General features: G+C 59.5%; 12 protein-coding genes. 8 read left to right on the top strand and 4 right to left on the bottom strand.

Translation table 11 applies throughout. The features are described from left to right. Window positions 1–341: 341 nt before the first annotated feature. A complete protein-coding gene (mvaT, locus tag AC19YS_RS01290; protein WP_005790963.1) occupies window positions 342–716 on the top strand; it encodes a histone-like nucleoid-structuring protein MvaT in 375 nt (124 codons plus the stop codon). 89 nt (window positions 717–805) lie between these two features. Here the strand turns inward: mvaT and sbcB are convergent, their stop codons facing one another. Then, window positions 806–2,233 carry an exodeoxyribonuclease I gene (gene sbcB / locus AC19YS_RS01285; RefSeq protein ID WP_500600706.1) on the bottom strand — a complete coding sequence of 476 codons (1,428 nt, stop codon included), beginning with the start codon at window positions 2,231–2,233 and terminating at the stop codon, window positions 806–808. Between the two features lie 167 nt (window positions 2,234–2,400). On the opposite strand from sbcB, the gene AC19YS_RS01280 reads away from it, so the two are divergent. From AC19YS_RS01280 to AC19YS_RS01255, 6 genes are read left to right on the top strand one after another with little or no spacing between them, the layout of a single operon-like run. Next, a complete protein-coding gene (locus tag AC19YS_RS01280; protein ID WP_500600704.1) occupies window positions 2,401–3,093 on the top strand; it encodes an RDD family protein in 693 nt (230 codons plus the stop codon). Beyond that, window positions 3,090–4,070 (top strand): stage II sporulation protein M, encoded by a 981-nt coding sequence (locus tag AC19YS_RS01275; RefSeq protein ID WP_214247078.1) that lies wholly within the window; start codon window positions 3,090–3,092, stop codon window positions 4,068–4,070. The genes AC19YS_RS01280 and AC19YS_RS01275 overlap by 4 nt, the downstream gene beginning before the upstream one ends. Further along, window positions 4,057–5,583 (top strand): DUF4129 domain-containing protein, encoded by a 1,527-nt coding sequence (locus tag AC19YS_RS01270; protein ID WP_500600702.1) that lies wholly within the window; start codon window positions 4,057–4,059, stop codon window positions 5,581–5,583. The genes AC19YS_RS01275 and AC19YS_RS01270 overlap by 14 nt, the downstream gene beginning before the upstream one ends. Further along, entirely contained in the window at window positions 5,580–6,737 is a 1,158-nt protein-coding gene (locus AC19YS_RS01265) for a DUF4350 domain-containing protein (protein WP_500600700.1), read from the top strand. The genes AC19YS_RS01270 and AC19YS_RS01265 overlap by 4 nt, the downstream gene beginning before the upstream one ends. Further along, on the top strand, window positions 6,734–7,729 hold the full coding sequence (locus tag AC19YS_RS01260) for an AAA family ATPase (RefSeq protein ID WP_119736945.1): 996 nt from the start codon (window positions 6,734–6,736) through the stop codon (window positions 7,727–7,729). Before AC19YS_RS01265 ends, AC19YS_RS01260 begins: the two co-directional genes overlap by 4 nt. A 7-nt stretch (window positions 7,730–7,736) precedes the next feature. Beyond that, on the top strand, window positions 7,737–9,068 hold the full coding sequence (locus tag AC19YS_RS01255) for a DUF58 domain-containing protein (protein ID WP_500600699.1): 1,332 nt from the start codon (window positions 7,737–7,739) through the stop codon (window positions 9,066–9,068). A gap of 70 nt (window positions 9,069–9,138) precedes the next feature. Here the strand turns inward: AC19YS_RS01255 and AC19YS_RS01250 are convergent, their stop codons facing one another. Both AC19YS_RS01250 and AC19YS_RS01245 read right to left on the bottom strand, forming a co-directional pair. Then, window positions 9,139–9,498 (bottom strand): PilZ domain-containing protein, encoded by a 360-nt coding sequence (locus AC19YS_RS01250; RefSeq protein ID WP_106578363.1) that lies wholly within the window; start codon window positions 9,496–9,498, stop codon window positions 9,139–9,141. Window positions 9,499–9,721: 223 nt separating this feature from the next. Then, window positions 9,722–10,096, bottom strand: a complete 375-nt coding sequence (locus AC19YS_RS01245) for a tetratricopeptide repeat protein (RefSeq protein WP_106578362.1) — start codon at window positions 10,094–10,096, stop codon at window positions 9,722–9,724. Window positions 10,097–10,271: 175 nt separating this feature from the next. Here AC19YS_RS01245 and pyk point away from each other — a divergent pair, with 175 nt between their 5' ends. Next, the gene (gene pyk, locus AC19YS_RS01240; protein ID WP_106578361.1) at window positions 10,272–11,723 is read left to right on the top strand and encodes a pyruvate kinase; all 1,452 of its coding nucleotides are present in this window, start codon (window positions 10,272–10,274) and stop codon (window positions 11,721–11,723) included. Window positions 11,724–11,919: 196 nt separating this feature from the next. On the opposite strand, the gene AC19YS_RS01235 is transcribed toward pyk, so the two are convergent. Next, entirely contained in the window at window positions 11,920–12,669 is a 750-nt protein-coding gene (locus tag AC19YS_RS01235; protein WP_169367518.1) for an enoyl-CoA hydratase-related protein, read from the bottom strand.

The raw sequence follows: 12,669 nt of genomic DNA, 5'->3' as shown, positions 1-12,669 counted from the left end.
AACTCCAGAACTTCGCAAAGGCGGCCATTCTAGCGATTGCGCAGAAAAACTGCAGTATTCCTTACGGCTTATTCTGCCCCCAACCTCTGCCTACAGCCCTTAATAGCGTAAGGTTTTACCAACGCTATATGCGTGTACAACGTGATGCACGGGCAATTGTCGGAAAATAAACGAGATTATCTTTACGTCTACCACCTACTAATTAACTCGATTGCGTAGCAGGGCTACAAACATTCAACGTAATTCACATAAATGCATCCTTAAATGTTTACTTGGGGTTAGTGCCTGACTATTATTAGGCCACTCTCCTGCCAATCAGCGCTCTACATAAGGTAGTCCACATGTCTCTGATCAACGAATACCGTGCCACCGAAGAAGCTATCAAAGAGCTGCAAGCCCGTTTGAAGAACCTGTCCCAAGACGACAAGCTGCAAACCGAGCTGGAATTCGAAGGCAAACTGCGCACCCTGATGGGTGAATACTCCAAATCCCTGCGTGACATCATCGCGCTGCTGGATCCAGAGTCGAAAGTTAAGGCACCCCGCGGCGCTGTGAAAACTACCGGCACCAAGCGTGCTCGCAAGGTCAAGCAATACAAGAACCCACACAACGGTGAAGTGATTGAAACCAAAGGTGGCAACCACAAGACGCTGAAAGAGTGGAAAGCCAAGTGGGGCGGCGACGTGGTTGAAGGCTGGGCTACCCTGCTGGGCTAAGCCTGGTCGGGCTTTCGCCTGATAAGCAACAAAATAAAAACGCCAGCTTGCTGGCGTTTTTTATTGTCAGAATATTCTCCAATGCCTGACTACAGATTCAGCCGGGCGGCTAAAGAGTCGGCGTACTCCTGCCATTGATCCAGCACCTGACACTGAAACGATGTAGCACTAACGGCCAACTCCTCGCGCGCCTGCTTAAATGCCAACAGGGTAGTCGGCGCGCCCCACTCCGAACTCGACAACCGTTGCTGACAGAAAAGTTTCCAGCGCTGTTGTTCCTCGTTGTTCAAGGTGTCAGGAAAGTTACGCGCGCGGTAGCGGAATAATAATTCCGGCAAACGATGATCATCAAATGGCCACTGCTGATGCGCCAGATGTAAAGGCTCGGCAGCCCGGACTTGTTCACATAAACGACGATCGCGATCACCAATAAAACCGTCATAGAGCTGCTGCTCGGGATCCGCACTCGGCGCAAAATCTTCCTCGGCATAAATAGCCGCCAACTTATCGCGCCAAACTTCGTGTGCGTCAGTTAGTCGCAGCGCACGTGCCTGGTACGTGTCCATATCCAATTGAAGTCGCTCGCGATCCTGCGCCCGCAGCACATTCAACGGGGCAACGACCGGGCAGCGGTTGATATGCACTAACTTGAGCGGCACGGGCAGTTCGCCTTCCGCCAGGTCGCCACGGCGCGTGTAGAGGCGCTGGCGCAAGGTCTCTGCGTCCAGATCCAGCAACCCCTGCGGGTCCAGCCCAAGGTCACAGACGATCAATGCATTGCGATTGCGCGGGTGCCAGGCCAGCGGCAGCACCACGCCCAAATAGTGACGCTCGGCGGAAAAGCGTCCGGATATATGTACCATCGGTTGCAACAGGCGTACCTGATCCATCACCCGCTGCTTGCTGCGCAATTGAAACAGCCACTCATACAACTTGGGCTGTTTCTCGCGGACCAGGCGCGCCAGGGCGATCGTGGCTCGCACGTCCGACAAGGCGTCGTGGGCCTGGCCATGGTCGATCCCGTTGGCTGCGGTCAAACGCTCAAGCTTGAGGGTGACGCGCCCATCCTGCTCTGGCCAGACAATCCCTTCCGGGCGAAGTGCGTAGGCCGTGCGCACCACATCGATCAAATCCCAGCGACTGTTGCCGCCCTGCCATTCACGGGCGTAAGGGTCGAAAAAGTTGCGATACAAACTGTAGCGCGTCATTTCATCGTCAAAACGCAAAGTGTTGTAACCGGCGCCGCAGGTGCCCGGTGCGGCCAGTTCGGCATGCACTCGGGTCATGAAGTCGGCTTCGGCCAGGCCTTTTTCCGCCAGGACGTCAGGGGTGATGCCGGTGATCGCGCAGGCGGCCGGATGAGGCAGGATATCGTCGCTGAGCTGGCAATAAAGGTTGACCGGCGGGCCGATCTCGTTGAGTTCGAGGTCGGTACGAATACCGGCAACCTGAAGCGGGCGATCGCTGCGCGGGTTGATTCCGGTGGTTTCATAGTCGTACCAAAAAATGGAGGTCACGGGCTATTCCTGTGCTGAAGACCGGCAAAGTCTAGGCGCTGTTGGCCGTCCGGGGCCAGCGATACCTTGGCTGTACAAATATCCAGCAAAACCTTGAATGGTTGCTTCCACCGTCGACACTGCTAGCATCCGTGTCTCTCAGCCGCTTCGCACTGCCAGGGATCGCAATGCCGAAAAACCCTTTGGATACCCGCTACCAGATCGAGACCCCTGAGGGGATAGATCTGCCCTTGCGCCCGGCAGGCCTGCCGCCGCGGGTACTGGCTTTTGCTTTCGACCTGGGCTTGCGTGGCTTGGTCATGGGCATCCTGCTCGTGCCGCTGGCCCTGTTGGGCAATATTGGTATTGGCCTGGGTGCATTGCTGCTGTTTCTGGTCAGCTGGTGGTACATGGTCTTGTTCGAAGTGCTCAATCAAGGCTGCTCTCCAGGCAAGCAGGTCATGGGCCTGCGGGTCGTACAGGACGATGGCACGCCTGTCGGCTGGTCCGCCTCGTTGATCCGCAACCTGCTGCGCTTTGTCGACATGCTGCCCTTCGGCTACTTCCTCGGCGCCATCAGTTGCCTGCAACATCCCCATTTCAAACGGCTCGGCGACCTCGCCGCCGGCACCCTGGTGATCTACCGCGAACAATCACTGGCCCGCCCCCGGATACCTCAAGCGGCTGCGTTGCGCCTGCCCTTCGCCCTTGACCTGAGCGAACAGCGCGCCATTCTCGCCTTCGCCGAACGCCAGGGCGACCTCTCTGCCGAACGGGTGCATGAACTTGCGTCCATCCTCGCGACTCCTCTGCAAGTGTCTCCTGCACGCGCCGTAGAGCAACTCAATGGTGTGGCCCGTGGCTTGTTGGGGCCGACATGAAGCAGAGCCTGTTCGAAAGCCGTCACCAGCCCCAATGGCAAGCCTTTGCAGCGCAACTGACACAGTTGGAGCAAGGCAAGGCCAAGGCCCGCGACGTGGCGGACTTCCCCCATCACTATCGACGCCTGTGCCAGCACCTCGCGCTGGCACAGGAGCGTGGCTACAGCAGTTATCTGGTAGATCCGCTGCAGCAATTGGCCCTGCGCGGCCACCAGCAGCTCTATCGCCATCGCAGTCAATTGGGAGCAAAGGTCCTGAGTTTCGTCCTGGCCGACTTCCCACGCCTGGTACGTGAGCAATGGCGCTTCGTGTTAATCGCCGGCCTGTTGTTTTTCGGCAGCCTGCTGGGAATAGCCCTGCTGGTTTACCTGTTTCCCGACCTGATCTACAGCATCGTCAGCGCCCAGCAGGTCGCCGACATGCAAAGCATGTACGACCCCGATGCCAGCCGCCTCGGGCGCGCCGCCGAGCGAGCCTCCAGCGAAAACTGGATGATGTTCGGCTACTACGTGATGCACAACATCGGCATCGCCTTCCAGACCTTTGCAGCCGGGTTGCTGTTTGGCCTGGGCAGCGTGTTCTTTCTGATTTTCAACGGCTTGATCATCGGCGCAATCTGCGGCCATCTGACCGAAATTGGCTATGGCCAGACCTTCTGGTCGTTTGTCATCGGCCACGGTGCATTCGAACTGACCGCTATCGCCCTGGCCGGCGCAGCGGGTTTGCAACTGGGGTGGTCACTGATCGCTCCGGGGTCGCTCGCTCGCAGCGAATCCTTGCGTTTGGCGGCGCGCAAAAGCGTGCAGATGCTCTGCGGGGTGATGGTGTTCCTGCTGATCGCTGCGTTGATTGAGGCCTATTGGTCTTCCACCACAACTATCACGCCTTGGATCAAATACCTCGTGGGCGCCGCGCTTTGGCTACTGGTGGCCGCTTACTTGATTCTCGCCGGGCGGGTTCACCATGCGCCTGAGTGACGCCAGCGTGGCAATTCGCCCCCGTACTGCCTGGGAAGCCATGGACCTTGGTGTGTTGATGGCCAGGGAGCATCGCTGGCTGTTGATGAGCAGTTGGGCGCTGGTGAGCTTGCCAGTATTTGCCTTGCTCACCGTGTTGTTATGGGAGTCTCCACTGGCCGCCGTTTTGCTGTTCTGGTGGCTCAAGCCGGCGTTCGATCGGTTGCCGTTGTACATCCTCTCCAAGGCACTGTTTGGTGAAACACCCAGCGTCAAACAAGCCGTGCGCCATTGGCCGCGACTGTTAAAAAGCCAGTTGCTGGTCAGCCTGACCTGGCGGCGTCTCAGCCTGAGCCGCAGTTTCGTGCTGCCAGTGAGCCAACTCGAAGGCCTGGGTGGCCAGGCGCGCCAACACCGCCTCGGCGTGCTGTTACAACGCAACGCAGGGGCCGCGCGCTGGCTGACAATCATTGGCATGCACCTGGAAATCGGCCTGTGGCTTGGCTGCATGGCACTGTTCTATCTCTTCATTCCTGAGCAGGTTGAACGCGATTGGGACTGGCAACGGTTGGCGCTCGCCACCAGTTCGCAATGGCTATGGCTGGGGCATCTGGGCAACGCGTTCTATGCGTTGATATTGGTGTTCTGGGAGCCTATCTACGTCGCCTGCGGTTTCAGCCTGTACCTCAACCGCCGTACCGTACTGGAAGCCTGGGACCTGGAACTGGTATTCCGGCGTTTACGCCAGCGCCTGGGCAGCGTGGCGACGCTACTGCTCCTGGCGGTCGGGCTGATGTTGCAGGCCAGTCCACAGGTCATGGCGGATGAGTCCAGTAGCCAACCGCAACTGAGCACCCCGGCTGCGAGTCAATCCATCAAGACTCTGCTGGCCCTCCCCCCGTTCAAAAACCCGGAAACCGTCACCCGCTATCGCTTCGGCGAAGACCAGCCTGCGGCCAAAGGCACCGCGCACGGTGACGGCAAATTACCCGGATGGTTACAGGCACTGCTCGATCACCTCAACAGCAACACCTTCAAACACGTAGGCCAGGGATTGGAAATACTCCTGTGGGGCCTGTTGATTGGAGGCCTCGCATTGCTCGGTTGGCACTACCGCGACGGGTTGCACGCTTTTGTCAGTCGGCGCGCAATCAGTCAATCCAGGGCCACCAAACCCGCTCCGACGCAGTTATTCGGCCTGGAGTTGGGCATAGAAACCTTGCCCGAAGACATCGCCAGTACTGCCGAACAATTATGGCCCACACAACCACGGCAAGCCCTCAGCCTTTTGTACCGAGGCCTGCTCAGCCACCTGTTGCACGACTACAACATTGCACTGAAAACCGCCGACACCGAAGGCCAGGTCCTGGAGCGTGTTCACCAATTACAACAACCGCAGCTGCTGGTGTTCAGTAATGAGCTGACACGCCACTGGCAAAACCTGGCCTACGGCCATCGACTGCCTCCGCTCGCCGCCCAGCAAAAGCTCTGCAGCGAATGGCGCGCGTTGTTCAATTCGGACGCCGCGCAATGAACCGCCCATTACTGTGGGCAGGTCTACTGCTGGCGTGCCTGCTGGGGGCTGGTGCATTTTATGCCTGGCACAAAGCGATCCCTTATGACGAAGTGGTTGATCGCGGCCCATCGCCCCAAGCACGGGAAAATCCCTATCTGGCGGCCGAGTACTTTCTGCGCCAGCAAGGCCTGAGCGTCGAGCATGCCAAGAGCCTCAAACGCCTCGCTCACCTCCAGCCGAAAGGCAACAGCCTTCTGCTGCTGGGTGATCGCGGCAACATGACACCACGCCAGGTGGATGAACTGCTCGATTGGGCAAAGTCCGGTGGCCATTTGCTGGTGGTCGCCGAAGCGCTGTGGGATGAAGAGACAGGTAAAAGCGGCGACCTGCTGCTTGATCGGTTGGACATCCACCAGACCTTGAGCGAAACCTTCGATGAGCCAGCCTCGGCGCGCAAAAAGAAAACGCCGGATCTGACCAAACTCTATGTCGACAATGAAACCGCCCCGGCGTACTTCAGTTTCGATACCGACTTCAACCTCACCGATCCCAAACACCTGGCACAGTTTTCAGCCAACAGCGCCAAATCCAGCCATCTCATGCAACGCAATCTCGGGCATGGCACCGTCACCGTGGTAACCGACAGCGAGCTGTGGAAAACCCCGGGCATCGGCCAACACGATAACGCCTGGCTGCTGTGGTACCTCAACCAAGGCACTGGCGTGACCTTGTTGTTCAACAGCGATGTAGACAGTCTGTTGACCCTGTTGATGCGCTATTTCCCCCAAGCCTTGGTGGCACTCCTGGCGTTGATTGCTCTGGCACTCTGGCGGACCGGCATGCGCCAGGGCCCGATCCAGGCGCCTGCGCCCAGGGCACGTCGGCAGTTGCAGGAACACTTGAAGGCCAGCGCCGATTTCCTGCTGCGTCGCACCGGCCAGGGCGCCCTCTTGCACGCCCTGCAGCGCGACATCCAGCGCGCTGCCCGCCGACGTCACCCTGGCTTTGAACACCTCGACACCGCTGAACAGTGGCAGGTACTTGAACGCCTGACGCGCCAACCCTCCCACATCATCAGTCAGGCCCTTGGCCCACTCCCGGCAAAACGGCTCACCAGCGCCGATTTCAGCCGTCAGGTGGCATGCCTGCAAACTCTCAGGAATGCCCTATGAGCGAACTCCCAGCAGCCACTGCCCCTACCGCCGAAAGCCTTCAACACGCCAGCCAGCAGGCACAGGCCCTGCGCGTTGAATTGCGCAAGGCGGTGATTGGCCAGGATCAGGTGATCGACGACGTACTTACCGCGCTGATCGCTGGCGGTCATGTACTGCTCGAAGGCGTCCCCGGCCTGGGCAAGACGTTGCTGGTGCGTGCCCTGGCGCGTTGCTTTGGTGGCGATTTCGCGCGAATCCAGTTCACACCGGACCTGATGCCCAGCGATGTCACCGGCCACGCTGTGTATGACCTGCATACCGAGCAGTTCAAACTGCGCAAGGGCCCGCTGTTCACTCACTTGCTGCTGGCCGATGAAATCAACCGCGCTCCGGCCAAGACTCAAGCCGCCTTGCTTGAAGCCATGCAGGAGCGCCAAGTCACTCTCGAAGGCGAGGCGCTGCCTATCGGTCAGCCCTTCATGGTACTGGCGACCCAGAACCCTATCGAACAGGAAGGTACTTACCCCCTGCCCGAAGCCGAACTCGACCGTTTCATGCTCAAGGTGCGCATGGATTACCCCGATGCTCAGCAAGAACTGGAGATGGTGCGCGAAGTCACTCGCTCGTCCCGGGCAGACATGCTCGATGTGCACCCGCTACGTACGGTGCTGCAGGCCCATGATGTGTTAAACCTACAGCAGGTCGCGAGCGAACTGGCGCTGGATGAACAAGTCCTCGACTACGCCGTGCGCCTGGCGCGAGCCACCCGCACGTGGCCTGGGCTGACCATCGGCGCCGGTCCTCGGGCCTCCATCGCCCTGGTTCGCGGAGCCCGGGCACGCGCGTTGTTGCGTGGCGGTGAATTCGTCACCCCTGACGATATCAAGGGGTGCGCGCTGGCGGTATTGCGTCATCGGGTGCGCATTGCGCCGGAACTGGACATCGACGGGCTGGAGGTAGACCAAGTGCTCAAGCAACTGCTGGACCAGATCCCGGCGCCCCGGCAGTGACTCGCCCATGAAGCCGACCCGCCTGTTGCTGAGCTGGCTGAGTGTGTTGTTGGGCCTGAACATCCTGCTCGGCGCCGCAGCGGCGCTGCAGTTCAAGGTGCCCGACACGCTGCACTCGATAGCCTGGGGCTTGTTACTGGCGCTGTTGCTGCTGGCGCTGCTGGATGCCGTGCGCCTGCGGCGTCGCCCCGGCGTGCAAATTCAGCGGCAAATGCCGGGCAGCCTGGCACTCGGACGCTGGGGTGAAGTGCGCCTGACCCTGGCGCACGATTACTCGCGACCAATCACAGTGAAGGTGTTCGATCATGTTCCTGACGGCTTGAGCATGGAAAACATGCCCCAAAGCATCGAACTGCGCCCCGGTGAACGCAGCGAACTGGGCTACCGACTGCGGCCTCTGCGCCGTGGACACTTCAGCTTCAGCCGCTGTGAAATTCACCTGCCCAGCCCTATTGGGCTATGGTCGGCACGGCAATTTTCCGAGGTCAGCGATGCCACTCGCGTCTACCCGGATTTCGCCCATTTATACGGCGCACAGTTGCTCGGTGTGGATAACTGGCTCAGCCAACTCGGCGTACGCCAACGCCAGCGAAGGGGCTTGGGCCTGGAGTTTCACCAACTGCGCGAATTTCGCGAGGGCGACAGCCTGCGTCAGATCGATTGGAAGGCTACCGCACGACAACGCACACCCATCGCCCGTGAATACCAGGATGAGCGCGACCAGCAGATTGTGTTCATGCTCGATTGCGGTCGACGCATGCGCAGTCAGGACGGCGAGTTGTCACATTTCGACCATGCACTCAACGCTTGCCTGTTGCTCAGTTATGTTGCGCTGCGTCAGGGCGATGCCGTGGGGCTGAGCACCTTTGCCAGTGACCAGCCGCGTTACCTGGCGCCGGTCAAGGGCAGCGGCCAACTGAACCTGCTGCTCAATGCGGTGTACGACCTTGATACCACCCGCCGGACGGCCGACTATCAAGCTGCGGCCAGCCAACTGCTGGCTCGGCAAAAACGCCGGGCGCTGGTGATCGTGGTCACCAATCTGCGCGATGAGGACGATGAAGCATTGCTGACAGCGGTCAAGCGTATCAGCCGACAACATCGGGTACTGGTGGCCAGCCTGAGGGAGGAAGTACTCGATGATTTGCGCCAGACCCCCGTGCAAACCCTGCCCGAAGCATTGGCTTATTGCGGGACGGTCGACTACCTCAATACACGCAACGAACTCCATGACCGGTTGAACGCCCATGGGTTATCCGTACTGGACACTCCCCCATCAGGGTTGGGAGCCGCGCTCGTGACGCGTTATCTGGGTTGGAAAAAAGCCGGAGTGTTCTGAAAGCGCGCTGACACAGACACGTTGCCAAGGCCGGGCTAACCACCCCAAGCCGGGTCAACACGTTCAATGCCTAAGCGGATGCCTGAAGCGGATCGAAGCTGAAGTAATTCAACAAGGCGCTGATCAACTGGCTGTACTCTTCGCCCGCTTCAATCACACTGAACCCCGAGTCGTAATGCTGCGGGTTGATGTCTTCATGGCTCCACAGGCAGGTCGCGGTCAGGTCGATTGCCTGGCACTCGCCGGTCGGGCCAGGAATTTTCAGACGCAACTCGAAATCCACATCGACCATCATGGGCAACTGGCTGATCAACATCAGCCCACTTTCAGAAACGTTGCCCAGAAAACCGATAGGTTTATCGGTAACTCGGTTGAATACCTGCAGGAAGCAATGTAATTGGTGCCGCTCGATCCGTCGGTGGGTAAACATGTGAGATCGCCATCCAATGGCCATGCCCTGGCCGGTCCAGTGATTCGGAACGAGCCAATGGCTCGCTCTCCCTGGATCTCGGTGTGCCAACAGACGTCGCTATGGTCACTAAACAACTGCCGAATCCGGGCCTCGCATTCGTTCGAATAGAAACTTGTACAAACGAACACCCAAAGGATAGCTCAAGACTGGCGACGGGCCAGCTATAGAATGACAAATATCATTACAAAGACGCCGGCCGCGTCTGTGCAGCACTGGCGCCGGGGTAATGCCCCAACTGCTGCAGCGTGTCGAGCCTGGCTCGCGCACGGTAGGCGTATTCACTTGTCGGGTACTGGCTGATGATGAATTGATAGGTCTGGACTGCATCCACGAACAATTTCTGTCGCTCCAGGCATTGGCCGCGCAACATCGAGACCTCCGGTTGCACGTAGCGACGGGTGCGGCTCTCGCGGTCAACCTGGGACAATTCCAGCGTGACGCGCTCGCAATCACCCACCCCATAGGCACGGTAAGCGTTGTTCAAATGGTGGTCCATCGACCAGCGGGTACAGCCGACAACACTGACGGCCAGGGCAGCAACGAGCAAAATTCGCATGGGGGTTCTCCTGTCTTGAGCAGTGTATCGACCCCTCGTCGAAAATCTTCAAGGATGTTCGTCTATTCAACCGCTGCAAAAACAAGCCAATCGTCGATAAGTAGTGCAAACGAACAATGACTACAACGAAAGAGCATAGTAGCCTTCTCCAGCGCTTGAACTCAGGAGTCTGTGCATGTCCGTCCGTCGTACCAAAATCGTCGCCACCCTTGGCCCGGCCAGTAACTCGCCGGAAGTCCTCGAACAGCTGATTCTGGCTGGTTTGGACGTTGCCCGTCTGAACTTCTCCCACGGCACCCCGGACGAGCACAAGGCTCGCGCCAAGCTGGTGCGTGACCTGGCCGCCAAGCACGGCCGCTTCGTGGCGCTGCTGGGTGACCTGCAAGGCCCGAAAATTCGTATCGCCAAATTCGCCAACAAGCGTATCGAGCTGAAGATCGGTGACAAGTTCACCTTCTCCACCAGCCATCCGCTGACCGAAGGCAACCAGCAAGTCGTGGGTATCGACTACCCGGATCTGGTCAAGGACTGCGGCGTCGGTGACGAGCTGCTGCTGGACGATGGCCGCGTGGTCATGCGCGTCGACACCGCGACCCCGACCGAACTGCACTGCACCGTGATCATCGGTGGCCCGCTGTCCGACCACAAAGGCATCAACCGTCGCGGCGGTGGCCTGACGGCGCCGGCCCTGACTGAAAAAGACAAGGCCGACATCAAGCTCGCCGCCGAAATGGAAGTGGACTACCTCGCCGTGTCCTTCCCGCGCGATGCTGCCGACATGGAATACGCACGTAAACTGCGCGACGAAGCCGGCGGTACTGCCTGGCTGGTAGCGAAGATCGAACGCGCCGAAGCCGTTGCCGATGACGAAACCCTCGACGGCCTGATCAAGGCTTCCGACGCTGTGATGGTTGCGCGTGGCGACCTGGGCGTGGAAATCGGTGACGCCGAGCTGATCGGTATCCAGAAAAAGATCATCCTGCACGCACGCCGCCATAACAAAGCGGTGATCGTGGCGACCCAGATGATGGAGTCGATGATCCAGAACCCGATGCCAACCCGCGCCGAAGTGTCCGACGTAGCCAACGCCGTGCTCGACTACACCGACGCCGTGATGCTCTCAGCTGAAAGTGCTGCCGGCCCGTACCCGCTGGAAGCCGTACAGGCCATGGCGCGGATCTGCGTCGGTGCCGAAAAGCACCCGACCAGCAAGACCTCCAGCCACCGCATCGGCAAAGTGTTCGAAAGCTGCGACCAGAGCATCGCGCTGGCAGCCATGTACACCGCCAACCACTTCCCGGGCGTTAAAGCGATCATCGCCTTGACCGAAAGTGGCTACACGCCGTTGATCATGTCGCGCATCCGTTCCTCGGTGCCGATCTACGCGTTCTCCCCGCACCGCGAAACCCAGGCCCGCGCGGCCATGTTCCGTGGCGTGTACACCGTGCCGTTCGACCCGGCCTCGTTGCCGCCGCATGAAGTCAGCCAGGCTGCCATCGACGAGCTGATCAAGCGCGGCGTTGTGGAGAAAGGCGACTGGGTCATCCTGACCAAGGGCGACAGCTACCACACCATCGGTGGCACCAACGGCATGAAGATCCTGCACGTTGGCGATCCAATGGTCTGAGTGACAGGCTGAAAAACAAAAGCCCCGCCATGTGAATGGCGGGGCTTTTTGCATTTCAGGCTGGTAGTGGTGTTGGCGTCACTGGCCTCTTCGCGAGCAAGCCCGCTCCTACATCTGACCGCATACACCCTGAAGAAACACGCTCGAATGTGGGAGCGGGCTTGCTCGCGAAGACGTCCGACCACTTAACGCTAATTCACCGCCTGGTGACAAAAGCCGACAACGCCGCAATCGCCTCCGGCGATTTCAACCGCTGCGTAAACAACGCCCCCTCCTCTTCGATCACGTGACGCAACTGCTCGCGATCCACACTTTTCATCAAGTGTTTGCTGACCTGCACCGCACCCGGCGCCAGCGTCTCAAAGCGTTCAGCCACTTCCCGCGCCTTGGCCAGCGCCGCTTCACCGCTGCTCAACGCCTGCGTGGCAATGCCCCACGCTGCCGCCTGCTCACCGGTGAATCCCTCGCCCAGCAGCAACAGCTCAGCCGCCTTGGCATGCCCGAGCAATCGCGGCAGGATCAGGCTTGAGCCAAACTCCGGACACAACCCAAGGTTGACGAACGGCATGCGCAAGCGCGCATCGCGGCTGATATACACCAGGTCGCAATGCAGCAACAGAGTCGTACCAATGCCCACCGCCGCGCCGGCCACAGCGGCAATCACTGGTTTGCGGCAATTGAGCAGGCTTTTCATAAAGTGAAACGGCGGGCTGTCGAGGTCGCTGGGCGGCTGTTCGAGGAAATCGCCGATGTCATTACCGGCGGTAAAACACTCACGGCTGCCCTGAATCAGCACGGCACGGATGGCTGGGTCCGCATCGGCCTGCTCCAACGCGTGGGCCAATTGCGTGTACATGGCGCGGGTCAGGGCGTTTTTTTTGTCCGGCCGGTTGAGCTGCAAGGTCAGCAGCCCGCGTTCGCGTTGCAGCAGGATGGCGTCGGTCAT

The organism is Pseudomonas sp. MF08831 (assembly GCF_059862645.1).
Note: the sequence above shows the minus strand (reverse complement) of the source record. Positions and strands in the feature narration are given on the sequence as shown.